Annotated in this window: 27 protein-coding genes; 4 read left to right on the top strand and 23 right to left on the bottom strand. The window is 62.4% G+C overall.

Annotation, left to right across the window (positions count from 1 at the left end; all coding sequences use genetic code 11):
• Window positions 1-54: 54 nt before the first annotated feature.
• The gene (gene rpoN / locus OSH04_RS14710) at window positions 55-1425 is read right to left on the bottom strand and encodes an RNA polymerase factor sigma-54 (RefSeq protein WP_266108753.1); all 1371 of its coding nucleotides are present in this window, start codon (window positions 1423-1425) and stop codon (window positions 55-57) included.
• Between the two features lie 235 nt (window positions 1426-1660).
• On the opposite strand from rpoN, the gene OSH04_RS14705 reads away from it, so the two are divergent.
• On the top strand, window positions 1661-2197 hold the full coding sequence (locus OSH04_RS14705) for a DUF4142 domain-containing protein (protein ID WP_226348433.1): 537 nt from the start codon (window positions 1661-1663) through the stop codon (window positions 2195-2197).
• Window positions 2198-2237: 40 nt separating this feature from the next.
• On the opposite strand, the gene OSH04_RS14700 is transcribed toward OSH04_RS14705, so the two are convergent.
• Window positions 2238-3266, bottom strand: a complete 1029-nt coding sequence (locus OSH04_RS14700) for a sigma-54 interaction domain-containing protein (RefSeq protein WP_226348432.1) — start codon at window positions 3264-3266, stop codon at window positions 2238-2240.
• Window positions 3267-3619: 353 nt separating this feature from the next.
• Window positions 3620-4096 (bottom strand): YbaK/EbsC family protein, encoded by a 477-nt coding sequence (locus OSH04_RS14695; protein ID WP_060186701.1) that lies wholly within the window; start codon window positions 4094-4096, stop codon window positions 3620-3622.
• Window positions 4097-4213: 117 nt separating this feature from the next.
• Between OSH04_RS14695 and OSH04_RS14690 the strand changes: the two genes are divergently transcribed.
• Together OSH04_RS14690 and OSH04_RS14685 are read left to right on the top strand one after the other, a co-directional pair.
• Entirely contained in the window at window positions 4214-4633 is a 420-nt protein-coding gene (locus OSH04_RS14690; protein ID WP_266108752.1) for a DUF411 domain-containing protein, read from the top strand.
• Window positions 4634-4749: 116 nt separating this feature from the next.
• The gene (locus tag OSH04_RS14685; RefSeq protein ID WP_035273462.1) at window positions 4750-5133 is read left to right on the top strand and encodes a DUF4168 domain-containing protein; all 384 of its coding nucleotides are present in this window, start codon (window positions 4750-4752) and stop codon (window positions 5131-5133) included.
• A gap of 215 nt (window positions 5134-5348) precedes the next feature.
• Here OSH04_RS14685 and OSH04_RS14680 read toward each other — a convergent pair whose 3' ends face one another.
• The 19 genes from OSH04_RS14680 to OSH04_RS14590 form a co-directional block, all read right to left on the bottom strand.
• Window positions 5349-5477, bottom strand: coding sequence for a hypothetical protein (locus OSH04_RS14680; RefSeq protein ID WP_266108751.1), 129 nt, complete (start codon window positions 5475-5477; stop codon window positions 5349-5351).
• A gap of 89 nt (window positions 5478-5566) precedes the next feature.
• Window positions 5567-5809 carry a DUF2274 domain-containing protein gene (locus OSH04_RS14675; RefSeq protein ID WP_006472382.1) on the bottom strand — a complete coding sequence of 81 codons (243 nt, stop codon included), beginning with the start codon at window positions 5807-5809 and terminating at the stop codon, window positions 5567-5569.
• Window positions 5806-7074 (bottom strand): TrbI/VirB10 family protein, encoded by a 1269-nt coding sequence (locus OSH04_RS14670; RefSeq protein WP_128722800.1) that lies wholly within the window; start codon window positions 7072-7074, stop codon window positions 5806-5808. Before OSH04_RS14670 ends, OSH04_RS14675 begins: the two co-directional genes overlap by 4 nt.
• A gap of 2 nt (window positions 7075-7076) precedes the next feature.
• Window positions 7077-8231 carry a P-type conjugative transfer protein TrbG gene (gene trbG / locus OSH04_RS14665; RefSeq protein ID WP_260476848.1) on the bottom strand — a complete coding sequence of 385 codons (1155 nt, stop codon included), beginning with the start codon at window positions 8229-8231 and terminating at the stop codon, window positions 7077-7079.
• Window positions 8228-8929 (bottom strand): conjugal transfer protein TrbF, encoded by a 702-nt coding sequence (gene trbF, locus OSH04_RS14660; RefSeq protein WP_128722799.1) that lies wholly within the window; start codon window positions 8927-8929, stop codon window positions 8228-8230. The genes trbG and trbF overlap by 4 nt, the downstream gene beginning before the upstream one ends.
• 18 nt (window positions 8930-8947) lie before the next feature.
• Complete coding sequence (gene trbL, locus OSH04_RS14655) at window positions 8948-10324, bottom strand: P-type conjugative transfer protein TrbL (protein ID WP_128722798.1); 1377 nt, start codon at window positions 10322-10324, stop codon at window positions 8948-8950.
• The gene (locus tag OSH04_RS14650) at window positions 10321-10647 is read right to left on the bottom strand and encodes a hypothetical protein (RefSeq protein ID WP_128722797.1); all 327 of its coding nucleotides are present in this window, start codon (window positions 10645-10647) and stop codon (window positions 10321-10323) included. The genes trbL and OSH04_RS14650 overlap by 4 nt, the downstream gene beginning before the upstream one ends.
• A 12-nt stretch (window positions 10648-10659) precedes the next feature.
• Entirely contained in the window at window positions 10660-11397 is a 738-nt protein-coding gene (trbJ, locus tag OSH04_RS14645; protein WP_128722796.1) for a P-type conjugative transfer protein TrbJ, read from the bottom strand.
• Window positions 11394-13844 carry a conjugal transfer protein TrbE gene (gene trbE, locus OSH04_RS14640; protein ID WP_128722795.1) on the bottom strand — a complete coding sequence of 817 codons (2451 nt, stop codon included), beginning with the start codon at window positions 13842-13844 and terminating at the stop codon, window positions 11394-11396. Before trbE ends, trbJ begins: the two co-directional genes overlap by 4 nt.
• Before the next feature lie 12 nt (window positions 13845-13856).
• Window positions 13857-14129, bottom strand: coding sequence for a VirB3 family type IV secretion system protein (locus OSH04_RS14635; RefSeq protein ID WP_004883097.1), 273 nt, complete (start codon window positions 14127-14129; stop codon window positions 13857-13859).
• Complete coding sequence (locus OSH04_RS14630; protein ID WP_128722794.1) at window positions 14126-14518, bottom strand: TrbC/VirB2 family protein; 393 nt, start codon at window positions 14516-14518, stop codon at window positions 14126-14128. Before OSH04_RS14630 ends, OSH04_RS14635 begins: the two co-directional genes overlap by 4 nt.
• Window positions 14515-15582, bottom strand: coding sequence for a P-type conjugative transfer ATPase TrbB (gene trbB / locus OSH04_RS14625; RefSeq protein WP_128722793.1), 1068 nt, complete (start codon window positions 15580-15582; stop codon window positions 14515-14517). The genes OSH04_RS14630 and trbB overlap by 4 nt, the downstream gene beginning before the upstream one ends.
• Window positions 15579-16043, bottom strand: a complete 465-nt coding sequence (locus OSH04_RS14620) for a ribbon-helix-helix protein, CopG family (RefSeq protein WP_128722792.1) — start codon at window positions 16041-16043, stop codon at window positions 15579-15581. The genes trbB and OSH04_RS14620 overlap by 4 nt, the downstream gene beginning before the upstream one ends.
• Window positions 16040-18043 (bottom strand): conjugal transfer protein TraG, encoded by a 2004-nt coding sequence (locus tag OSH04_RS14615; protein WP_128722791.1) that lies wholly within the window; start codon window positions 18041-18043, stop codon window positions 16040-16042. The genes OSH04_RS14620 and OSH04_RS14615 overlap by 4 nt, the downstream gene beginning before the upstream one ends.
• Before the next feature lie 235 nt (window positions 18044-18278).
• Window positions 18279-18557 carry an EexN family lipoprotein gene (locus OSH04_RS14610; protein ID WP_022995783.1) on the bottom strand — a complete coding sequence of 93 codons (279 nt, stop codon included), beginning with the start codon at window positions 18555-18557 and terminating at the stop codon, window positions 18279-18281.
• Window positions 18554-19498, bottom strand: a complete 945-nt coding sequence (locus OSH04_RS14605; RefSeq protein ID WP_126071847.1) for a LysR family transcriptional regulator — start codon at window positions 19496-19498, stop codon at window positions 18554-18556. The genes OSH04_RS14610 and OSH04_RS14605 overlap by 4 nt, the downstream gene beginning before the upstream one ends.
• Window positions 19499-19503: 5 nt before the next feature.
• Window positions 19504-19917 (bottom strand): hypothetical protein, encoded by a 414-nt coding sequence (locus tag OSH04_RS14600; protein ID WP_128722790.1) that lies wholly within the window; start codon window positions 19915-19917, stop codon window positions 19504-19506.
• A gap of 48 nt (window positions 19918-19965) precedes the next feature.
• On the bottom strand, window positions 19966-20451 hold the full coding sequence (locus tag OSH04_RS14595; protein WP_096306231.1) for an NADAR family protein: 486 nt from the start codon (window positions 20449-20451) through the stop codon (window positions 19966-19968).
• Window positions 20452-20528: 77 nt separating this feature from the next.
• Window positions 20529-21734 (bottom strand): CynX/NimT family MFS transporter, encoded by a 1206-nt coding sequence (locus tag OSH04_RS14590; protein ID WP_128722789.1) that lies wholly within the window; start codon window positions 21732-21734, stop codon window positions 20529-20531.
• A gap of 108 nt (window positions 21735-21842) precedes the next feature.
• Between OSH04_RS14590 and OSH04_RS14585 the strand changes: the two genes are divergently transcribed.
• Entirely contained in the window at window positions 21843-22646 is an 804-nt protein-coding gene (locus OSH04_RS14585) for an AraC family transcriptional regulator (RefSeq protein ID WP_022995788.1), read from the top strand.
• 11 nt (window positions 22647-22657) lie between these two features.
• On the opposite strand, the gene fhuE is transcribed toward OSH04_RS14585, so the two are convergent.
• The gene (gene fhuE, locus OSH04_RS14580) at window positions 22658-24787 is read right to left on the bottom strand and encodes a ferric-rhodotorulic acid/ferric-coprogen receptor FhuE (RefSeq protein WP_128722808.1); all 2130 of its coding nucleotides are present in this window, start codon (window positions 24785-24787) and stop codon (window positions 22658-22660) included.
• Window positions 24788-24880 lie beyond the last annotated feature (93 nt).

Genomic DNA, 24880 nt, shown 5'->3' with positions numbered 1-24880 from the left:
CGCTTTGTTTTATTAAGGGATCTTCGTTGGAGAATCAGCAAATTGCGTACCCGCTCAGTTCAAGGGGTGCACATCCTGCCCGCTGACAGCACGCAAGCGTGCCCGTTGCAAACGTTCGCGGGCATTGGGAATACCCAGTTGCAGGCGGTACTTGGTGACGGTTCGTTTGGATAGCTCCACACTGTTCTGACGCAGCGCCTGATGCAAGTCGACATCGCTTAAAGGCTGACGCTCTGGTTCACTGGCAATCAGCCGGCGTATCTGCTCCTTGACCAGGGCGGTGGAGCAACTGCCACCGAAATCAGTCTCCAGCTCGCCGGAGAAAAAATGCCTGAAGCTCAAGGTGCCAAAGGGAGTGCTCATGTACTTGTTGGCAGTCGCTCTGGAGATGGTGGATTGATGCAGATCCAGCTCCTTGGCCAGATCGCTGATGCGCAGGGGTTGCAGGCCTTGCTCACCTAGCTCGAAAAAAAGGCTCTGGTGCCGGACGATGAATTCAGCGACACGGCACACCGTACTGCGTCGCATCGCCAGACTCTCGGCCAGCCAGCGAGCCTGAGTCAGGGCGCTGTGCAAAGGGCGGTTCTGTTGCGTGCGTGCCTGTTGCTCCAGGGTGGCGGCATATTCTTGATGCACCTGAACGCGTGGCAGGCTGCGAGGGTCCGCGAGCACACGCCAATGCTTGCCATCGCGGTAGACGTGGACGTCTGGCGTAATGGCTTGGCGTAACGGCTCCAGATAAGCCAGACCGGGGTTGGGGTCCAGGCTTTGCAGTTCGCGTAGCGCCTGATGAAAGTCTGCATCCGACAGATTCAGGCGGCTCTGCACTTGTGACCATTCGCCTTGCGCCAGCGCGGGTAGCTCGGTAGCCACTAACTTGAGCAGTCTCTGTTTCAGAACCGGGTCTAGAGACTGACGCGCCTGGATCTGCAAGCGCAACGCGTCGGACAGGCAGTGGGCACCTGTGCCGGGAACAGAAAGGGACTGGACCAGCGCCAGCGCGGTTTGCCATTCGGCAAGGGGGATGTGTTCGTAGCCGGCGGGGAGCAGGTCTTCAAAGTGATCGCGCAAGTATCCGTTGTCATCCAGTGCGTTCACGATCAGGGCACATAAGGCCTTGCAGCGCTCACTGGCGTGACTCAAACGTACATGCTCCAGGATCTGTTCGTCACGGCTGCGCGGAGCCGGGCTTATGTCGTGCTTATCGATCAGGTGAGCGCTTTGGCTGGACACAGGATGGGACAGGCCCTCTCGTAAGGGGGCGGCGGGTTCTGGAGCGGGTTCCAGGAGGGGATTGTCTTGCAGGCTGTCTTGCACCAGCGTTTGCAGTTCCTGCGCCGAGAGCTGCAGGATTTGTGCGGACTGTTGCAGTCGCTGCGAGAGGGTTTGCTGCATGTGCAGCTGCGGAACCATTTCCAGCTTCATGGTGGCGTCTCCTTGTGGTTGGTGATGAGAACCGACAGTTCTTCGGACACAGTTGCCGGAATGATCCGGGCCCTGTGCTATCTACATAGCAAGTTCCGTTCCTGCCCCAAGGTTCAAGGCGCGGGTACGGTCCTTGCTAGGACACCGTCAAGGCTTTGCTGGCCATGCTGATTGGCCTCAGGTCAGCAAAGATGTTCTGGTTTCAGGCAATGACTGACGTTTTTGGAGGTGTGTGATGCGAGTAAGACATCTGATGTGTTTGGCGCTGGCGGCGGGTCTGGTATTGGGTTTGAGTGTTCGCAGTGCTTCTGCCATTGAGCTGTTTTCTCCGGATAAAGGGTTCTTGAGAGATGCGGCACAATCGGGACATTTTGAAGTGAAGGCTGCCAAGCTGGCTCTGGAGCGCAGCAACAACGATAGAGTGGTCGAATTTGCACAAATGATGATCGACGACCACGAGCAGCTGGCCAAGGAACTGCAGACGCTGGCACAGGCCCGCAAGGTGGAGCTGCCCACCGAGCCCAGCCTGATGCAGCGCGGCAAGATCTCCATGCTTGAGGGCGCGGAGGGTGAACAGTTCGATGCGGACTATGCCAACGAAGCGGCAGTCAAAGCGCATGAGGACACCATCAAGCTCTTTGAGGACTACATCAAGGATGGTAAAGACAAGGAAGTCATGGGTTTTGCTCAGGACGCTTTGCCCATGCTGCAGCAACACTTGCGGCATGCTCATGCGTTGGCAGACTCCATGAAGCCTGCCGTGGCCCAGTAAGCTTTTGCCAAGCTTGCTCAGTTCCACACTGGGCAAGCATTTATTCCATGGGGTCGGCCTCCATATTGATTTCCACCTGATCGCTGTTGCTCATTACATAGCTGCGCAGTACCGCATTGCGTAGCTGGCGTATATTGCCCGGCCAGTGATAGCGCTCGATCTCCTTCATGCTGGCCAGGCTCAGTGAGCGGTTCTGCTGATGCTCCTGGTTCAGCTGTTCTACCAAGTGCTGGGCGATCAGGACGGCATCATCGCCGCGTTCACGCAGGGGGGGAATTTGAATCGGAAAGACCCCCAGGCGGTAATACAGATCTTCGCGCAGTTTCTTGTCCTCAATAGCGCGCATGGGCGGGCGATTGGTCGCAGCGATGATGCGGGCATCATGTTTGATCAACTTGTCGCCACCTACCTTCATGTATTCGCCATTTTCCAATGCGCGCAGCAGCTTGGTTTGGGCGTCTATGGGCATTTCGGTGATTTCGTCCAGGAACAGCGTGCCCTGGTCCGCCAGTTCAAAGTAGCCCTGCCGATTACGTTCGGCTCCGGTAAAGCTGCCTTTTTCGTGGCCGAACAGCTCGCTTTCGATCAGTTGTTCTGAAATGGCTGAACAGTTGATGGGCACATACGCCTGTTCCTTGCGAGCGCTGCAGCGGTGAATAGCCCGGGCCGCCAGTTCCTTGCCGGTACCACTCTCGCCAATCAGCAGCACAGGCAGGTCGGTGCTGGCCACTTTGCTGATTTCTTCATAGAGTTTTTTCATGGGGGCGGAACAGCCTACAAACTCGCCAAAGTCATGATGCTGCTCGGCTTGAAAAGCACAGGCACCGTTTTGATACTTGGCTTTTAATTGCTCCAGCAAGGTGCGCAATTGCGCCTGGTCTTGCCGGGTCGAGCCACTGTAGGCGTGCAAGGTATAGCTTTCCACCGCATCCAGTCCGATGCGACGGCTCAACTCCTGGGCCTGCAGGGCGCTGACACTGGGGCCAAACAGCAGGGCATCAGGAGTTTTCTGGTGATAACGGATCAGAACATCTTCTGGCGTATTTGCAGCGATGGCGGAAAAGTTCATCTGCCGCGCCAGTGCCAAAAAAAGGCTTATAAAAGCTGAATCTGTCTCCAGCAATAATAGGTGGGGCATTTTTTCCTCTGGGATAGACAAAGTTAATTTGAAATCCGATGTCTTATCCTAATCAGGATAGAAAGGGCATTCGTTACCAGATATGGCAAGGACGAACCCGCTTATTTTCTGAAAATACCTTATGGCCGCGTCCCCATGCCCTGGGCTCTTATGGCGTTTTTTGTCGCCTGGTCATGTACGTATTCAACTTACACATCTGTTTACCTGTCAGCGACGGGCAGGCTTGCCTGTGCCTGGGGAGCACAAGGCAGCAGGTCAACCTCTGATCCAATCGCAGGTGGGGGTCAGGACTGAGCTGGGGGCGGCTGAGTCACATCAATCCATTGCGCGCTGGTCAGCTCGGCCAGGCGCTGCGGGGTGATGCGTACCGCAGAATTAATAGAGCCTGCTGCGGGCAAGACCGTGTCGTAGTCCTGCAAGGACAGATCGCAGTAAATCTCCAGCGGGGTAGCCAGACCAAAGGGGCAGACCCCGCCAACCGGGTGACCCGTCAAGGCTTCGGTGCTTTCCAGGTCCAGCATTTTTACGCGCGTACCGAAGGCGGTACGCAGCTTCTTGTTGTCCAGGCGGGCATCGCCCCGAGCGACCAGCAGCACCACTTTATCGCCCACTTTCAAGCTAAGCGTCTTGGCAATTTGTCCCGGCTCGACTTGGTGCACTTGCGCAGCCAGCACGACGGTGGCTGTGCTTTCGGTGGTTTCAATTACCTGGATATCGGCAGCGTGTTCGTTAAAAAACTGTTTGACGGAATCAAGACTCATGGCGGATCAGGACGGATTAGTGTGTTTTGTTAAACTTTTTTGCGAGTGCCTAGTCTTAGTCAAGTGCATGAGAGTGTCAACCAGAGCGCCGTGGCGCTGCAAAACAGGAATGTAATTGTGGTTAAACCTTTATTGTTGACGGCCAGCCTGATGGCCTTCAGTTCCATGGCGTTGGCAGAGGGTCCCGCTATTACGATGTACCAGGATCCTAACTGTGGTTGTTGTGGGGGCTGGGCACAGCACATGCGTGATGAAGGCTTTGAGGTCAAAGAGGTCAAGGTCGTGAAGATTCAAGACGTGAAGCGGCTTTTGAGAGTGCCGGAAAACCTGGCGTCCTGCCACACCGCGATGATTGAAGAGACGGGGCAATTGATTGAAGGCCATGTGCCTGCCAAGGTCGTCAAACGCATGATGAATGATGGCAGTGTGCGTGGGGTGGCCGCGCCAGGCATGCCCGCCAATTCACCCGGCATGGGCCAGATGGACGGCAATTTGGTAACCGTGGACTTTAACGGACGTCCTTACTCGCGCGACTGAAGTCTGTAACGGGAAGGGTGGCATGCAGATACACGAAACTACATTGAGAAACTTGTAAGCTGCTGCCGCTCTTGTCATGATGGTCGTTCATTGACTCTGTTTAGGAGGTTCTATCCATGCAGCCCTCAGTTAAAGCTTTTCTTGCTGCTACCGCAGTCGCATTTGGCATGTACAGCCCTTTTGCGATGGCCCAGGGCAATGCGGCTCCGGCCAACTCGGCAGCCCCTGCTGCCACCCAGGTCGTTAAACCTACGGATTCTCAGCTGGAGCAATATGCGCGCACCTACAAGAAGGTCGCTCAAACTGCTTCGGAATATCAGCCGCGTCTGGATGCGGCCAAAAGTGATGCAGAGCGTCAGGCTATTGTTCAGGAAGCCGACCAGCGCCTGGTAGGCGTGGTCAGTGCCAATGGCATGGATCTGGCGGACTACAATGGTATCAGTCTGGCGATTCAGCAGGATCCGGCCTTGCGCCAGCGTGTTGAAGGGATGCTGAAGTAAGGCTTGTTTGTGATCCTCGGGTTTGACAGAGCGCCGGGTGTCATTTTGTAGTGACCGTAGTGGGTAAATTTAAACCCTGGACGTAATCGTCCAGGGTTTTTTTTGTCGCCGTGCTGCCCCAAAGCTCGGCGCCCCCCGGTAAAAAATTGGCGGCGTCAAGTCATTTGTGAAAATGGCTTGATGGTTGGAAGTCTATATGGGGTGCGGGTTTAGCTCTACTTCGGGCCGCCTTGCGGGCTGTGGCGTTGCGGGCTGGGAGCCACATAAGAGCTTCGCGGTAGAAAGCCGGAGCGTGCTGCATCGGGGACGATTGCCAGCAGACGGTGGCCGCGTTTGGTCATCATAGCCCAATCGGTCGCCGTCCTCCAGAACGAAGAACGCGCAGCGTTGGGCTGCGCGTTCGAGGGATGGCCGCCAGCGGAAACCGGCATCATCAGCTTGGCTTCGGAGGCGCGGCCTTGCCCGCGCCTCCCTTCCTGAATCCCCGATCCCCGGCCATGAAGGCTTCCAGCATGTGCGGAATCAGCACCGTGGCATCGACCGCCTCGCCGTAGGTCTGCGCGTGCAGCGCGGCGTAACGGTCGAGGTCGGCTTTCAGGCTGGCCGGGCAGGCAAAGGTCAGCTTCGTGGATTCCGTTTTCGGCAGCGGCCCCAGCCGCAGCTTGCGCGTCGTCATCGTGAAGTCCCCCTGTTGAAGAAAAGCGGCTGGTACGGCCGCAGCACCAGATCGCGGTTGACGATGATGCGTACCGGCAAGCCGGGGCGCTCGGTCAAGGTGGGCTGGATGTTGAGGTTGCGCCGGGTCATCTCCTGGCCGACCTGATTGATGCTGTCCTGGGCGCTATCGCGGCCGGCGATGATGACGCGATCACCGTCCTGCCGGTTCTCCGGCGCGGCCAGCTCGGCACCGATGCCGAGCAGCGTCGTCAGCGCCGCGCCGGCAAAGATGCGATCCCAATGCCAATCCACATCATCTTCCAGGCCGGCATAGCCGGCCGGGTCGGTGCCGGCCAGGTTGTCGAGCGTGAGCGAAGACGTGTCAGGCAGGATGATCCGGTTCCACACCACTTGCACGCGGCTCTGCCCGTAGCTGACCTGGCTGTTGTATTTGCCCAGGATGCGCGAACCCTGCGGGATCAGCAGGAACTTGCCGGTGGCGGTGTCATAGACCGGCTCCGTCACCGTGGCGATCACGTCGCCCGGCAAGTCCGACTTGATGCCCGTGACCAGCGCCCCGGCGACCACCGTTCCGGCCATGACCTGATATGGCGAAGCCGGCAGGGTCAGATTGCCGGAATTACGGGTTTCCGTGGTTCCGGCTTTCTGGAATGCCTCTTTCTGGTCTTGCCGGTTTTGCACGGCGGTCGGGTCGGCAGGCTGGGCGGCCGTTGAGGCCGGGCCAGCCGCCAGCGGGTCGAAGGCCGCATTGGCGGCGAAGCCCGGCGCGGCGGCTACCTGTGTCTGCGCCACCGGCGCGGCCTTCTGCGAACCCGAGCGGAAGAACACCGTCGAGGCCGCTGCCGCTTCGGCTTCCTTGCGCAGCGCGTCGTTGGGATCATGGCCGGGGGCCGCATAGGCGGCAGTCACCGGCTGCTGCGACTTTACGATGGCCGGGCCAAGATCGCCCGGCAGCGGCGGCCCCAGCTCCGGCACCTTCGGCGGCAGCTTGGAGTAGTCCGCCGGCAGCGCGTCCAGCCCTTCCGACTTGGAGACGCGATCGACGTTGTAAAGCTCGGTCTGCTCCGTGGCACCGCGCCGCTGCGGTTGCAGCGACCACATCAGCGCGCCGAGCACGGCAACCGACAGGGTGCCGGCGAGAATGGCCAGCGTGCGCCGGTTCAGGCGCGTGACCGGGCGCGGCTGCGCGCGCAGCGCCACCGCCTCGGGTGCTACCTTGCCCGCCTGCGGCGCGGCAAGGTCGGGAGTGTCGTCCTGGCTCATGGTCAGTTCCTCCGCGCCACGCCATCCGTGCGTTCGATCCGCACCACATCGCCGCCATCACCGCCCAGGCGCAGTTCGGCCGCGCCGAACAGCCGATCCACGATGTAGTACGGCGAGCGGAAACGGTAGTTCACCAGTTGCCCATCGCCCTGCGCGCCGATGACGAACAAGGGCGGCAACTCACCTTGGGCGATACCCGGCGGGAACTGGATATAGACCTTCTCGCCGTCATCGAAGGCGCGCAGCGGCTTCCACGGCGGATTGCTGCCGCTGACCGCGTAGCGGAAGCGGATCTTCTCCAGTGACAGGCCGGTATCGACCGGCGCGGCGGCGCTGGCCGCCTGCGCCTGGCGCTGCAAGGCCAGCATCCGGTCTTTCGGGTAGTCCCAGGACACCGACGCCATCCACGCCTTTTCCGTCGAGGTCAGTTCCAGCAGGTACGTCCGGCGGCTGGTGGTGATGACCAAGTTCGTCTTGAGGCCCGAACGGATGGGCTTCACCAGCACATTGACGCGCAGCGCATCGCCGCTGCCGCTGGACGTGTCGCCCACGATCCAACGCACGGTATCGCCTGCGGCGACCGTCACCAGTTCCTCGCCTGGCTGCAAGGAAACCACGGTCACGCGCCCCGGTGCGGCATAGACCTGATAGAGCGCGCCATCCGTGAAAGGCCACACCTGAATCGCATTGACGTAGCCCTCGCGGGTCGGCGCGATACGCGCCTCGGCATTGGCACGGGAGACGCGCACCTTCTCGTCGGCCGGCTCCGGTGCGGCCGGGGCCGCGTCCGCCTCGGGCAGCGGCTTCAACTGCGCCGGCAACGCCAGGGGTTCAGGCACGGCGACCACCTCCACCGGCGCAGGCGGCTCCGGCAGCACCTGCGCCTGCACCGGCTCATCAAGCGAAATGGACGGCGGCGGCTTGCCCTGCGTCGCGCAGCCCGACAACGCAGCGACCAGCGCCAACAGGCTAACCCGCTGTAGCGTGCGGAAATCCAGCCCGAGACGCGGCGAGAACAACGGAAAAACAAGCTGGCACATCTCGGCCGCCCGCTGGCGGTAGTCGGCTTCCATCGCCTGTCGCTGCGCTGTGGAAAGCGGCTGTGCATCGGCTTTGCGCGGACGGCGCGAAGCATGGTTGTTGAAACGTGCATTCATGGCTTTGCTCCTTCGGAAGAATCCAGTTCGCGGCTCCACGACAGGCCATTGACGTAGATACCCAGCGGGTTCTTGCGCAGGCGCTGTTCGGTGCGTGGGGTTTGCAGGACGGTGGAAAGCACGGCGTTCCAGCGTTCGGTGCCAGCCGGTGCGCCATTGACGAACCGTTGTTCCATCCAGCGCACGTTGAAAGACGTGTCGCTGGCGCGGACAACGCTGGTGATCTGCACCGTCACCGACTCCTTGCCGATGCGGGCGAAGGGATCGTTTTTACTGGCGTAGTCGTTGAGCGCCACCGCGCCCTTGTCGGTGGTGTAGTCGTAGGCATCCAGCCAGTTCTGCCGCACCACGATGGGGTCGATGGACAGCGAGCGCACCAGCGTCACGAAGCGCGCCAGGTGGTACGCGATCTGCGCATCCGTGGGTTTGTACGGAGTGATTGCCTCGCCGACAGCGCGCACATGGTCTTTTTCCACTTCGACCACGTAGGGCGTTACCAGCGACTGTGTGGAAAGGCGGATTCGATCACCGGCGAGTAGCAGCGCCAATCCCAAGCAGCCGAAGGCCATGAATCGCCAGTTCTTGGCCTGGACGCGGGGTTCGCCGATGCGCTTGTCCCACACTTGGGCGGCGGCTTGATACGGGGTGACAGGTTGCGGCGTGTCGGCATAGCGCACCTGCGGGCGTTTGAATCGCATGGGTGTTCTCCTTGAGGGTCAGGTATCGGAATCGCGCAGGCTCGGGCCTTGCCCCGAGCCGCCGCCGTCGCCACCGCGCAGCGTGTGGGCGGCGGTGGTCGCGGCATGGGTGATCTGCTGGCGGCGGTGCATCCGCTTTGCCCAGGCGGGTTGCTCGTGCTTCGGTGCGCTGGCGGCGCTGTCCGCGCCTTCGCCCGCGGTGGCCTGGCTGGAACCGGCAGCGCCGGCATCCGCGCCGTTCCAGCCAGCACGGAAGGAATCGGCCACCTTCTGCCCGGCAGCGGAAGCGCCGGACGCAGCGCGGCGGCCTGCCGCCTGCGCGCCTGTCTTGGCAACATTGCCGAGGCCCGCAGCAGCGCCCTTGGCCCCGCCGCCCGCTGCGGCGGAACCGGCCTGGAACGCCGATCGGGCGCTGCTGGCCGCCGACGTGGCGGCGCGTGCGCCGCTGCCTGCCAGCTTGGCGGCGGCCGGGGCCATGCGCGCCCCGGCAATGACGGCACCGCCCACGCCGGTTGCGGCGGCACCGATGGCAACTCCGGTGCCAACCGCGCCGACCGCAGCCCCCGCCATCGCGCCCGCGCCGAGCTGCGGCGCACCGGACACGAGGCCCGTGGCGATGCCAGGGCCGAAGATGCCCAGCGCCAGCAGCGCGAGCGAGGCCAGCATCACGACCAGCACATGGTCGATGGAAGGCTCGTCGGGATGAACCTGGAACTCCGCGAACAGGCCCGAGCCGATGCCGACGATGACGGCCAGCACCAAGACCTTGATGCCCGACGACACCACGTTGCCAAGTACCTTTTCCGCCAGGAAACTCGTCTTGTTCCAGAGCGCGAACGGAATCAAGACGAAGCCGGCGAGCGTGGTCAGCTTGAACTCGATCAGCGTGATGAATAGCTGTACCGCCAACACGAAGAAGCAGAGGATCACCACCAGCCAGGCGATAAACAGCACCACGATGGGGTCGAGGTTCACGAACACTTCGGGGAAGCCGGCCATGTCGCCGATCTGATCGAGGATCGGCGCAGCCGCGTCGATGCCCGTCTTCGCCAGCCGGCCCGGCTGCAAGAAGTTCTCCATCGTGATGGCCGAGCCGGTGGCGGTGATGCCCAAACCGGCGAACGACCGGAACACGATGCCCGACAGCCAGTTGAAGTTGCCGATGATGTAGGCGAAGGCGCCGACGTAGAGCACCTTGCGCAGCAGCTTGGCAATCACGTCCTCGCCCTGGCCTGTGGCGTGGCTCATGGCCCAATACAGCCCGGCGATGGTCATGTCGATGACGATGAGCGTGGCTGTCAGGAACGCCACTTCGCCTTGTAGTAGCCCGAAGCCGGAGTCGATGTAGCGCGAGAACGTATCGAGGAAGCGGTCGATGATGGTCACGTCGTTCATGGCGTGTCCTCCGTAGCGGCGAGCGGCGCCTCGCCTTCCGGCGCGTCGTCGTCGGGCGTGTCGAAGCTCGCCGGGATCGGCGGCAGTTCTGCCAGCGTCCGGTATTCGTCTGGCCCGGTCTGGCCGGCGAAGAAGCGCCGCCGGAAGGCTTCGGCGGCGGCCCGGCAGGCGTCTTCGCCCACGGTCGGCCGGTCGGCCTCGCATTGCGCCCGCAGCGCCTTGAGCCGCACGGGATCGGCGGCCAAGGTGGCGGCCAGGTCTTCGGCCGGCTGCTGGCCGCACGCGGTCAGCAGCACGGCCAGCAGGACAGGAGCACATCGCATGGCCGTCTCCCGTCAGTTGGAATAAAAATCCACGCGCTGCGGCGTGTACGGCGTGCCGGTGCCGAGGAAACGCCGCCGCACTTCGCGGGCGCGCTCGGTGGCGGCCGCCTGCCGCGCCAGTTCCAGCGAGGCCGCCCGGTCTTGCGTGATCTGGAGCTGCTGGGCCTGGATGGACTGCTTCGCCTGCAAGGCGAGAAGCTGGTTCGTCGCCTGCATGGCCTGCAAGGCACCCGTGGCCGATTGGCTCTGGCTCACGAGGTCGGCCAACGCGCTTTCGTCTTGCGCCAGGTTCTGCGACACCTGCGCCTGCATCCGCATCGAGGTATGCAGGCCGTTCAAGGTGTTCTGCCAGCGTTCGCGGGCGTCCTGCGCCATGCGGTCGCCGCTGATGGTGGCCGCATACTGGTCGGGGTACAGGCGTGCGAACGTGGCATCCATGCTCTGCACGTCGTAGGCCAGCCCTTGCGCCTCCGCGATCAGGCGTTCGGTGGTGGCGAGCGTCGAGCGCAGCCGGTTGACGATGTTGAAGTCGAGGCTCGTCAAGTTGCGGGCCTGGTTCATCAACATCTGGGCCTCGTTCTGGAGCTGGTTGATCTGGTTGTTGATCTGCTCCAGCGTGCGAACGGCGGTAAGCGTGTTCTGCACGAAGTTGGACGGGTCGAACACGGTGATAGCCGCCGCCGGCTGCGCGAGCAGCAGCGAACCGGCCAGCACGGCGGCGAGCGAAGCGGAAAGGACACGGGCTTTCATGGCGAAACCTCCAGCGGTTGAGTAGCGAGGAAGGAAGCCGCCGCCGGTGCGGACGGCAGCAGGTCGGCGGCCCAATCGAGGCCGCGATGGCGCAGCCAGCCGCCGGCAAAACCCGGCGTGCCGGCCTGTGCCAGCACGCGGTCTATGTCGCGTTGGTCTTGCGGTGTGGATGCGCCCGCGAACGCGAGCGCGACCGGCCCCAGGTCGAGGTCGAACAGGCGATTGCCGAGGCGCGATTGGTAGTAGTAATCGCGCTTGGGCTGTGCGGTGGCGACGATTTCGATTTGCCGACTGTTGAGGCCGAAACCTTCGTAAATCGTCCTGATTTGTGGCTCGGTAGCCTGCGGGTTCGGCAGGAAAATCCGGCTGGCGCAGCTTTCGATTATCGCGGGCGCGATGCTCGAATCCTTGATGTCCGCGAGAGACTGCGTGGCGAAGATCACCGACACGTTTTTCTTGCGCAGCGTCTTGAGCCATTGCCGGATGCGCGCCGCAAACGACGGTTCATCGAGGAACAGCCATGCCTCATCGAGGATCAGCAGCGTAGGGGCACCGTCGAACCGCGCATCGAAGCGGGCGAACAGGTAGCGCAGCACCGCTTGCACGGCGGCGGAGCTGTGCATCAGCTCTTCCATCTCGAAGCCCTGCACGTCGCCGCCGCCCAGCCGGTCGCGGTCGGCATCCAGCAGCTTGCCGTGCGCGCCGCCCAGGACATAGGGCGACAGGGCTTGCCGCAGCGCGTTCGATTGCAGCAGCACCGATAGCCCGGTCATCGTGCGCTGTTCCACGGGCGCACCGGCAAGACTGCCGAGCGCCGACCAGATGGCGGCTTTCTCGTCGGGGCCGACGGTCACGCCTTCATGCAGCAGGCGACCTTCCAGCCATTCGGCTGCCCAGGTGCGGTAGCCTTCGCCGTCGATGCGGGCGAGCGGCTGGAAGGCAATGCCGCCATCCGCACCCAGGTCGTAATGCTCACCGCCCAGCCCGAGGATGGTGGCGCGCATGGATCGCCCCATATCGAAGGCGAAGATGCGCGAACCGAAGTAGCGACGGAACTGCAAGGCCAGCATCGCCAGCAGTACCGACTTGCCCATGCCGGTCGGCCCGGCCACCAGTGTGTGGCCCACGTCGCCGATGTGCGTCACCAGCCGGAACGGTGTAGCGCCATCGGTGCGGGTGACGATCAGCGGCGGGCCGTCGAGGTGGGCGTTCTTCTCCGGCCCGGCCCACACGGCGGACACCGGCATCATGTGCGCCAGGTTCAGCGTTGAGACGATGGGTTGGCGCACGTTCGCATAGGCGTTGCCCGGCACCGATGACAGCCAGGCATCCACGGCATTGAGCGTTTCAGGGATGGTGACGAAGCCCCGGCCCTGAATCACGCGCTCCACCATGCGCAGCTTCTCATCGGCCACGGCCGGGTCGCCATCGAGCACCGTCACCGTGGCGGTGAGGTAGCCGAAGGCGACTTGATCGCTGCCCAGCTCCTGCATGGCTGCGTCCGCGTCGGCCGCCTTGTTGCTGGCATCGGTGTCCACCAAAGGCGATTCCTGCTGGAAGATCGTTTCGCGCAGTAGCGCGATGACGTTCTTCCGTTTCGCAAACCATTGACGGCGCAGGCGGCCCAGCTCCTTTTCTGCCTCGGCTTTGTCGAGGCAGAGGAACCGGGTACTCCAGCGATAGGCAAAGCCCAGGCGGTTGAGGTCGTCCAGCAGGCCCGGCCAGGTCGAGGTCGGGAAGCCCCGCACCGACACCACTCGCAGATGCTGGTCGCCCAGCATGGGCGCCAGACCACCGACCAGCGCGGAATCGGCCAGCAGCGCGTCGAGGTGAAACGGCACTTCTGGCACGCCCACGCGGTAGCGCCGCGTCGAGACGGTCGCGTGCAGGTAGGTCAGCGTCGCCGCATCGTCCAGCCAGGCGATTTCCGGCATCACGCCATCGAACAGGTCAAAGACCCGATCCGTTTCCGCCACGAAGGCATCGAGCCGACCGCGCCAGTCCACGCCATCGCCCGGCGCGTGCTCGTAGAGCAGCTTGGCCGCACGGGCGCGGGATTCTTCGGGCGGCAGGTAGGCCAGCGTCAGGTGATAGGCGCTCTCGAAGTGGTGGCCCGATTCCTCGAAGGCCGCGCGGCGTTCCTCGTCCACCAGCCACGACAGCGGTTCGGGGAAGTCGGAATGCGGATAGTCCGCTGCCGGCTGGCGCTCGGCTTCCACGAACAGCGCCCAGCCTGAACCCAGCCGGCGCAGCGCGTTGTTCAGCCGTGCCGTGGTGGCGATCAGCTCGCCCTGTGTCGCGCTGTCCAGATCAGGCCCGCGAAAGCGCGCCGTGCGCTGAAAGCTGCCGTCCTTGTTCAAGACGACACCCGGCGCGATCAGCCCGGCCCAGGGCAGCCAGTCGGCCAGCAAGGCGGGCCGCTGGCGGTATTCGGCAAGGTTCAGCATGGCGGCATCCCCCTACACGTCCAGCAGCGGCTTGTGCTTGATGTGCCGGGCGAAGACCTGCATGAACTGCGGATCGACGCGCGCGCCCCACACCGCCAGCGAGTGACCGACGATCCAGAGCACGACACCGGGAATCCAGAGTTGCAGGCCCAGCCCGACGGCGGCGGCCAGCGTGCCGTTGGCGATTGCCACGGTACGCGGCGCACCGCCCATCAAGAGCGGCTCGGTCAGCGAGCGATGTAGCGGCACCTCGAAGCCGGCCGCGAAGCTGTCCGGCCCGCTCATACGACCGCCCCGCCGGAGAAGCTGAAGAACGACAGGAAGAACGAGGACGCGGCGAACGCGATGCTCAACCCGAAGACGATCTGGATGAGTTTGCGGAAGCCGCCCGACGTGTCGCCGAAGGCCAACGCGAGGCCCGTGGCGATGATGATGATGACCGCGACGATGCGTGCCACCGGCCCCTGGATCGACTCCAGAATGGATTGCAGCGGCCCTTCCCAGGGCATCGAGGAACCGGCGGCCTGCGCCGTTCCGGCCAGGAACAGGAGCAGCGCGGCCAGCAGCAGCCCTTGCCCCGCAGGGCGGGCCAGGCTGCGCAGCCGCGCGAGGCCGGACAGGTGGGGAAGCGGATTTACGGAAAAGCGGAAAGCGTGAGCGTGCATCTGCGTCATGGCAGTTCTCCAGGTTGGTCAGGGGACGGGGAAGGCGCAGCGGCATCGGCTGCGAGAGGAACCGGCATCAGCTCGGGAAACGGCGTTTCCAGCGCGTCCGCCAGGCGGTAGCCCACACCGTCGAAGCCGACGACGCGGGCGATGCTTTCGACGCGGCGCTTGCGGCCGCGTCCGGCGATGTGGATAACGACGTTGACCGCCTCGGCGATCAGCGCACGCGGCGGGTTCACCGCCACTTCGAGAATCAGTTGTTCCAGGCGAAGCAGCGCGCCCAGCGCGGAACCGGCGTGGATGGTGGCGATGCCGCCGGGATGGCCGGTGCCCCACACCTTCACCAAGTCCAGGGCTTCGCCGCTGCGTACCTCGCCGACGATCACGCGGTCGGGCCGCAGGCGCATCGTGGCCCGCACCAGCTCGGTCATGGACACGACGCCAGCGCGGGTGCGCAGCGGCACATGGTCGCGGGCGGCGCATTGCAGCTCGATGGTGTCTTCGAGCACCAGCACGCGGTCGCCGGTGGCGGCGATTTCCGCAAGCAAGGCATTGGCGAGCGTGGTCTTGCCGCTGCTCGTCGCCCCGGCGATCAGGATGTTCTGGCGCTCGCGCACCGCGCGGCGCAGGAAGTCCGCCTGGCCTGTGGTCAGGATGCCGTCTGCCACATAGCGATCCAAGCCGATGATGCTCACGGCGCGCTTGCGCAGCGCGAAGGCCGGACCAGGCGCAGCCGGCGGCAAGATGCCCTCGAACCGCTCGCCGGTTTCGGGCAGCTCGGCGGTCAGCAGCGGCCGCCCGCGATGCACTTCCGCGCCGACGTGCGCGGCCACCAGGCGAATGATGCGTTCGCCATCCGCTTCGGACAGCTCCACGCCCAGCGGCGTGCGGCCCGACGACAGCCGATCCACCCATAGGGTGCGGTCGGGGTTGAGCATGATTTCCACCACGTCGGGGTCGGCCAGCGCAGCGGCGATGACTGGCCCCATAGCCGTGCGCAGCATCTGGATTCGGCGATCCAGCGAGGCCGCGGCGGATGAGCGTTCGGGCGGGGTCTGCGGAACGGCGCTCATGAGGCACGCTCCTGCGCTTCAGCCAGCGCCGCCGCGTCGTCCATCCGCACCGGGTCGGGGTGCAGTTCTTCCACCACGTCGCGCACCAGGCTTCGGCCGCGCAGCAGGTGTCGGCCAAGCTGCTCCACGAATTGCTCGAAACGCGCCTTACCCTGGGCGCGAGCCGCGTCCTGATGGGCTTCGGGAACCGGCATGCTGACGGTCAGGAAGTAGCGGATGAACAGCGCCAGCGTTTCGATCTGGATGTTCTGGTCGCGCTCCATGCGCTCGGCCTGGCGCGACAGGCGATCAAGCCGCTTGGCGATGGCCGCCTCGCGCTGGTCGCCGGCATCGGGCGACAGCCACGATGCGAGCGCCGCCGCGACGATGGACGACTTGGACACGCCTTTCTTGGCGGCCAGTTCTTCGAGACGCTTGGCGTGCTCGGGCTGGATGAACAGATTGAGGCGGTATTGGCTCATAGGTCGATTCCGTCGTTGGGGTCGAGGGAAGCCAGCCGGGCCGTGCGCTGTATGGCCGGATCGAACTGGCGGGGGAGCGGCAACGGCAGGTCGTCGTCGTCATCGAGCAGCGCCAGGTCGGTGCCTGCGGGCTGCGGCTTGGGGCTGTATTCCGCGACTTCGGATAGCTCCGGCTGGCGACGCGGGCCGCCGTCATCGGCGGTGCCTGCGTCATCGCTGGACAGGCCCATAGCCGGGGCCGTTGGCACGGCTGGGATCGCCAGGCCGCTCCAGTCGTCAGGGCGCGCAGGCGGCGCGTCGGCGTATTGCCCGGCCGCGAGTGCGGGCGGCGGCAATACACGGCTCTTGAAATTCGCGTCGGCGTAGTAGCGCAGCTTCTTCGCCTTGATCGGCGCCACGCTGGACACCATCACCACGGCCTCATCGGTTGGAAGCTGCATCACCTCACCCGGTGTCAGCAGCGGACGTGCGGTTTCCTGCCGCGAAACCATCAGGTGCCCAAGCCACGGCGCAAGCCGGTGGCCCGCGTAGTTGCGCTGCGCGCGCAGTTCGGTGGCGGTGCCCAGCGTTTCGGAGATCCGTTTGGCCGTGCGTTCGTCGTTGGTGGCGAACGTCACCCGGACGTGGCAGTTGTCGAGGATGGAATGGTTCTGCCCATACGCCTTGTCGATCTGGTTGAGCGACTGCGCGATGAGGAAGCTGCGAATGCCGTAGCCGGCCATGAAAGCGAGCGCCGTCTCGAAGAAGTCCAGGCGGCCCAGCGCCGGGAACTCATCGAGCATCAGCAGCAGCTTGTGGCGGCGCTCGATGCCGTCACTGCCGTCGAGCGATTCGGTGAGCCTCCGGCCGATCTGGTTGAGGATCAGGCGAATGAGCGGCTTCGTCCGCGAAATGTCGGAAGGCGGCACCACCAGATACAGCGAGACAGGATGCTCGGATGAAATCAGGTCGGCGATGCGCCAGTCGCAGCGCGAAGTCACTTCGGCCACCGTGGGGTCGCGGTACAGGCCGAGGAACGACATGGCGGTGCTCAATACGCCCGAACGCTCGTTGTCCGACTTGTTGAGCACTTCGCGGGCGGCAGATGCGACAACCGGGTGCGGTACGTCGCCCAGGTGCTTCGTCGTCATCATCCGGTGCAAGGTCAGCTCGAACGGGCTGGCCGGGTCAGACAGGAAGTTGGCGACGCCGCGCAGCGTCTTGTCTTCGCCCGCATAGAGCACATGCAAGATGGCCCCGACCAACAGCGCGTGCGAGGTCTTTTCCCAATGGTTGCGCTTCTCCAACGCCCCTTCGGGATCGACCAGAATGTCGGCAATGTTCTGTACGTCGCGCACTTCATGCGCGCCGCGCCGGACTTCCAGCAGCGGGTTGTAGGCCGCCGACTTCGCATCGGTCGGGTTGAACAGCAGGCAGTGGCTGAACCGGCTGCGCCAGCCCGCGGTGATCTGCCAGTTCTCGCCCTTGATGTCGTGGATGACGACCGAAGCCGGCCAGGACAACAATGTCGGGACGACCAAGCCGACGCCTTTGCCCGAGCGCGTGGGCGCGAAGGTCAGGACGTGTTCCGGGCCTTCATGTCGCAGATACTCGTTGCGATACTTGCCGAGGAAGACGCCGGCCGGCTGCGTCAGCCCGGCTTTGCGAATGTCATCCGCTTCGGCCCAGCGCGCCGAACCATAGGTCGTGACCAGCTTGCCCTGGCGCGAGCGCCACACCGACATGGCAATGGCGACCACCACGGCCACAAGGCCGCTGCCGCCTGCGATGGCCCCGCCAATGTCGAAGACATGCGGCGCGTAGGCATCGAAGAAGAACCACCACTCGAACAGCCGCCACGGGTGATAGACCGGCGCTCCGAAGAAATCAAACCACGGCGAGCCAAGGCGTAGTTGATAGCCCAGGGCGGCGGCTGTCCATTGCGTTGCACTCCATACGCCGGCGATCACGATGCTGAAAACAGCGGCGATCTGCCCGAACAGCACGCCCTGACCTTGCATGACTGGCCTCCGATTTCTCCTGCGCTGATTCCTCGCTCACACGCGGCACAACGACGTGCCGCATAGCGCGAGGATCTGTGCCGGGTCGATGCCGGTCAAAGACCGTTATCGGAAGAAAGGTCGAGTAAAAAGCAAGATTTCGCGCAGGGGCGCAGGCAGAAAAAACGCCGCAAGCGATGGCGCATTGCGGCGTGTCGAGCAAGAGGTCGGAAGTTTCGTGGCGATTCGCCAACGATCAGAGCTTGGGCGGATTCTCCGGTGCCGTATAAGGCACCTTGCCATCGCCATAGAATCGCTTGCGCGTGGCTTCGGCCACTCGGTTACAGAGCATGTCGCCCAGCTTGGGGCGATCGGTCTTGCATTGCTGACGCAGCTCTTTGAGCCGTTCGGGATTGGCTGCCAGTTCTTCCACCGTTGGGATGTTTCCCTCCGAATCGGCGGCTTTCTGCGGTGCCTCGGATTGGCCGCAGGCGGTCAACGCGGCCACCAGCAAGTACGGGATGATCTTTCTCATGGCGTGAGTACCTCTGGCGGATCAGCATCGCGACCCAGCGCAGGCCTAGGGAAGTCCGGCGATTCGATGGCCTGCACGCGCTCAATGAAGTGCGCCAGTTCATCGGACGGCTCGCCTTCGATACGCAGCAGATAGGTCGTCAGTGGCGGCACGCGCGAAGCCAGTGGTCGAGCCACAACGCCCGACTCACGGCTCGTGGCAATATGCGTCTCGCCCGTAAGTCCGAGTGCAAAGCCCGCCGATACCAATGCCATCATCAGATCGCACGTTGCAACTCGTTCAGCGATAAGCGGCTCCATGTCCGCCCGGCGCAGAACGCGCTCGACATGCTTTGCATGACCTTCGCACGCTTGCGGATCGCACAAGACCAGCGGATAACGCAGCAACTCGTCCAGCGGAATGCGCTTGTGGGCCAGCAGCGGATGTCGTGCGGGCACCGCCACCATGAGCGCATCGCTCCAAGCAGGCATGGTGACGATGCCATCGCCCACATCTTCGGACTGCGCAAACCCAACGTCATATAGGTCGTCGTGTAACCCCTTGATCTGCTGCGAGAGCGGAACCTCGAAGAAGCGGATTTCAACTTCGGGCTCTTCCTGACGGCAGAGTGCAAGCAAAGCAGGAAGGCGCGACGGTGTAATACCGTCGGATAAGGCCACGCGCAACTGCCCATGAAAACCATTGGCCGCGGCTTTCACGCTGTCGCGTGCCTGCTCCAATGCGGAGAACACGCGACGCACATGCTCCAAGAACAGTTTTCCGGCACGGGTCAGCCGCGTGCTGCGCGTGGTGCGGGCAAACAGCACGACGCCCAGTTCTTCTTCCAACTCCTTGATCGCCCGCGACAGTGGCGACTGCTCGATGTGCAGCCTTTCAGCTGCACGTGCAAAGTGCAGCTCTTCGGCCACGGCGAGAAAACATCGTAGGTGCCGCAGGTCCATGGAAACTAACTACCTAAGCATGGCTCGGAAATCCAGAAGTGGACAAGCTTTCGAGCTTCCTCCCACGTTTCGACACCCTCATGTTGGATGCCGAATGCTTTTGCCAGCATCGCCCCCATCTGCCTTGCCTCCTCTCGGCGCGCAGGGTCAGGCTCAATGCTGATGAATCCTTTGCACACACGGCTCATGTCTGCCTTGTTCTGCTTGAGCCAAAGTGCCCTATGCTTGCGATCCTCGTGATCTTCATCGCCCCGAAGCTGGTCATACACAATGACGAAGGGGGCCCCTTGCCCAATAAGAGAAACAGTTTCCACCTCCCACTGCTTTGCGTAGCCAGGTCTTGCAGAGTCGTTCCTGAAGACGACCATTGGATGGTGGCTAATGTCATGCACCAGGAAGTCCTGAGGGTTAAGGTTCATAGCCAGTTTGCTCCTTTGAATGATTGAGTGCCCAAACAAGTCGGGGAATCACAGTACTGTCGGACGTGCACGCAACAGTTCCGCCCGAATAGCAGTCAGAATTCGACAAAAAACGGTGGCTGGCAGAGATGTCGTGGATGCTTCTGCCCGCCCGGTATCGTGGACCAGCTCCAGCCCATTCGTGGACAGCAGCGCCCTCTGCAATCCTATGGATTGATCGATTCGCGCCCGAATAGCCGCTTCAATAAGCTGATGATGCTGCGCCGATCCGTAGGCCAAGCGTTGGCCGCTCCAGTAGGCGCCGCTGCGATCCGCTTGATCGCCGAGGTGCTTGGCCTCCCATCCACTCAACTGAAACGCCTGCAGACGGCGCGGATCGTTCTCCGCAAACTTGATACCTTGGATGAAGCCCTCAACGGATGCGAACAGCATGTCGTCAAGTACGAACGGCGAGAGCCCGAAGTTGGAAAGAGCTAGCCCACGCCAATCAGCGGAGGTGCTGGAGATATTCAGAAAGGTCGTCTTGTTGCTCATTTCGTTACCTCGCAAACCTGCAATTTCCAAAAGCACGGGCCGCCCTCAGATAGCCACGGACCGCGTATACGAAAACATCAATGACGAACGGTCGGATGCTCACCCCCGATCGTTCGAGAACGACCTGCGAGCAAACCAAAGATCACCATGACGATCGAGAGGGCCGCGCCGATGTACAGCACGGCGGTCCAGCTACCGGTAAGGTCGTGGAACTTTCCCGCAAGAGCCGGTCCGCATGCAGCCAGAAAGTAGCCAACACACTGGGCCATGCCTGAAAGCGAAGCGGCCTGATGGGCGCTGTTAGCCCGCAGGCCCATGAACATCAGCGCCAGCAATACGCCGCCGCCGGAGCCCAGGCCAAAGCAGAACGCCCACAAGGAGGCCCAGGACGGCGCCACGCAGAATCCGAGAAGGGCCAGGGTCATCAACCCGCCCATGGTGGCGGCGACCAGCCTTTGATCCCGCATGCGACTGACAATGGGGCCAAGCAAGAGACCAGGCACGGCTGAAGCAAGTTGCATGACGCCGTGAAGCGAGCCGGCGACCTCTGGAGCAATCCCCGAGGAAGTAAGAACGGACGGTAGCCACGCGACCAGGACGTAGTACACCAGTGAATTGATGCCCATGAACAAGGTGACCTGCCACGCCAACGCGGAATGCCATACCCGTCCACCATGAGGAGCAGATGCGGTTCCCTTGGCCGGCGCGGTATGACCGCTCAGTTGGCTGGTCCACACCAGGGCGGCAGCCAGCGGAAAGACAGCCGTGGCGCCAAGCGCACCTTGCCATCCGAACGCATTTCCCAGTGGAACGGCACTGGCGGATGCCAACGCGGCTGCGCCGCCAATAGCAATGGAGCAGACGCCCATGATGGTGGGCACTTTCGCCGGGAAATCGCGTTTGACCAAACTTGGGAGCAGTACATTGCCCACGGCAATGCCGGCACCGATGGTGGCCGTGCCCAGATACAGGGTCCACACAGATCCAATAGATCGGACGACCACGCCGGCAGCGATCAATAGCAGCGCCCCGAACAGCGAACGCTCCAGGCCGTACTCCCTCGCGAACATCGCGGCAAATGGGGAAATGATGCCGAACGCTAGCAACGGTAACGTCGTCAAGAGCCCCGCTTGCGCAGGCGACAGCGCAAACGCCGACTGCAGTGTCTCCAGAACGGGAGCAACGCCCGTAATGGGCGCACGCAGGTTCGTCGCGATCAAAAGGAGCCCTGCTATCAGCAAAGCTGGTCGGGCAACCGCCAAGGCTGCATCACGATTACTCATTCATAACTCCAAAAAACAGACAACCAGTACCGCAATCTATCGCTTGGACCTAAATATGAATTTAGCTAGAATGACAACAGATCGCTAAATTATGCCAAGGTAATTCCAATGGCCATATCACTAGAACCATCGTTGAAGAATTTCGACGAAACCAAGGTGCGCGGCCCGGTAGTGGGGATGCGTGTGGACATCGCCGAGCAAAAGAGCGAAGTCCCGGTACATCAACATCGACAAGGACAACTGGTCCTTGCTCTGAAGGGTGGCGTGACCTGCGAAGTACCTAATGCTATTTGGATGGTCCCTCCGCGATGCGCCGTGTGGATTCCAGGACAAATGCCCCACAGTGTTCGCGCCACCGCAAACGCGCGGATCTGCTACCTCTTCGTGCAACCCGGTGCAGCGCAACTGCCGGACCAATGCTGCACGCTCTCTATCACTCCCCTGGTGCGCGAGTTGGTGCTGCACATAGCTGACCAGGCTCCCGAATACGTTCCAGACAGCCGAGTGGGACGCAAGGCCGTCGTGCTTCTGGAGGAACTCGCACAAATGCCGGTCGAGCAGCTATACCTACCAACATCGAACGAACCTCGGATGCGCAAGATCGCGAAGATGCTCTCGGACGATCCGGCGGATCGAAGGACACTTGCCGATTGGGCCAAGCTGGTCGCCATGAGCGAACGCTCGCTAGCCCGACTCGTCCAACAGGAGACAGGCCTGACGTTCGGCCGCTGGCGCCAGCAACTGCACCTGATCGTTGCCATGCGCCAGCTTTCCTCCGGGCAGACGGTTCAGCGAGTAGCGGACCAATTGGGCTACGACTCGGTCACCGCCTTCATTACCATGTTCAAGAAGGCGGTCGGAAAGCCCCCTGCGCGCTACTTCGCCGATATCACGCAAGCCGACGAGCAATAGGGGCATCCGGATCACTCGAACTTGTACGTCATATTCACCATGAAGTTGCGAGGTTCGCCATACAGATAGTGGTTGTAGAAGCCGGTCATCGTGTAGTACTTGCGATCGAACAGGTTGTTGATGTTCGCCGTGATGCTGGTGCTTTTCGAGACGTCGTAGCGTGCCATCACCGTGGCAAGCGCATAAGAAGCCTGACCAACTTGGACTTCCCCTTGAGGTCCCGTCGCCGTCCCATAAAAGCGGCTCTGCCAGTTCACGCCACCGCCGATCGTCAAGCGATTCCAGTCACCCGGCATCCGGTAAGTGGTGAACAGACGCGCCGTCGTGCGAGGGATCTGTGTACTCAAGCGCTGGCCGTCGCCTTGCGATGCAGTGAAATGAGAAATGCCCGCGTAAAGGTTCCAATCACGCGTGATCTCACCCTGGACATCGATGTCGAATCCTCGCGACTTGGTGCCGTTGGCGGCGTAATACGCTTGAGAGCCGTCGGGCAGCAAATGGCCGCTGTCGATCTGCGGCACCCCGTCAAGGCGAGCTTCAAACACCGCGATGGACGCGTTCAGGCGGCCGTCCAGATACTCTCCCTTGATGCCGACTTCCGTGTTCTTGCCCTTGGTCGGCCCCAACACCTTGTCGTTGCGGTCACGGTCGGTTTGTGGCTTGAAGATTTCCGTGTAGCTGACGTATGCCGAGTACGTGTCGTCAATGTCATAGACCAGCCCCGCGTACGGGATCAGTTTGTTGTTCTTCTTGTAGTGGAAGGGCTCCCCACTACTGCTGTCCCGCTCCATTTCGTAGTTGCTCAGCCGAGCACCGACAATCAGCTTGAGCGGGTCAGCCAACGAGAAGCGGGCCGCGCTATAGAGACCGCTCTGCTTGATAGTCGTACTGGATGCGTCGTGCGGGAAGCTGGCGAAATCAGGCTTTGGATAGTTTCCACTCCAGTCGTAGATGCTACCGATAGGGTCCGTCGGGAAGATGAAAGCAGAGTTGTCATGTGCACGGAGCCGGGACGTTGACGCACCTACCATCAGTTCGTGATCACGCCCGAACAACGCAAACGGTCCGGAGGCCATAACGTCAAAATTGTTCTGCCGGCTATTGCTGCGGCCTCCCAGGGCAATCGGCCACAAACCTTCCCCCGAGGCGCGATCCGGATAGCCGTTCATCGAGAACAGCTCGCTTGAGCTGTCCACTCGTCGGTGCTCCGCGTTGGCGCGAACGCTCCAACCGCTATCGAACTCGTGCTCCAAGCGCGCGAAGGTCGTATTGATCCTATTGCCCCAATGGCTCCAACGCGGCGCGGTGTTCTTGGACCGGGACCAATCGGTGCGCGAGCCATCGGAATAGAACAGCGGCTGGCCACCCCAGGTAATCCCCTTCGGGTCGCTATCCTGGTATTCGTGGCCCAGGCTCAGGGTCGTGCTCGACGTCAGATCTGCCTCTACCACACCGTAGAAGGCCTGCCGACGCTGCTGGTAATAGTCGAGGAAGGAATTTCGATCCTGATAGGCACCCACCATCCGCGCGCGAACATTGCCGGTGGAGGTGAGCGGCGTGGATACGTCCAGCATTCCACGATAGTTGTCCCAAGAACCAGCCCCCAGCGAACCAGTCAGAGAGAACTCACGCAAAGGCCGCTTGCGAACCAGGTTGACCGAGGCTGACGGATCGCCGACCCCCTGCAGCAGACCAGTGGCGCCACGCACCACCTCGACCCGATCGTAAAAGGCCGTATCCAGCACGCCCTCGCCGGGCAGGAACGATCCCGGAATGTATGTGGTGGGCACGCCATCGTACTGGAAGCTGTCGATGCTGAAGCCACGTGAATAATAAGAAACACGCTCCGTATCCAATGCGGTGGAGCTGATCCCGGTCGTGTTCTCCAACACATCTTTGATTGAATTCAGTTGTTGATCGTCCATACGTTGGCGCGTCACGACGGTAACTGACTGCGGGGTTTCCCGTGGCGACAGGCTCAGTCCCGTCGCTGCTCTCGTTGTGCCGGTGGTGTATGAGCCAGTTCCTTCGGTGTCGGAGCCTGGTCTCTGCGCGGAGACCGTCACAGCGGGCAAGACCGCGACACCTCTGCCGTCCTCCTTGGACTGCGACGACGCCGAGGCGGGCTCCTCCGCTTCCATGGGCCCGGCATATGCAGGCAGCACGGTCGGTAGGAACAACGCGCAGAGCCACGTCATTTGGTTTCGGTACTTTCTCCGGGCGCAAGCGGGCCC

Source organism: Alcaligenes nematophilus (genome assembly GCF_026344155.1).
GTDB lineage: Bacteria > Pseudomonadota > Gammaproteobacteria > Burkholderiales > Burkholderiaceae_B > Alcaligenes > Alcaligenes phenolicus.
The sequence above is the reverse complement of the archived record's forward strand: the minus strand, read 5'-3'. Positions and strand labels throughout refer to the sequence as shown.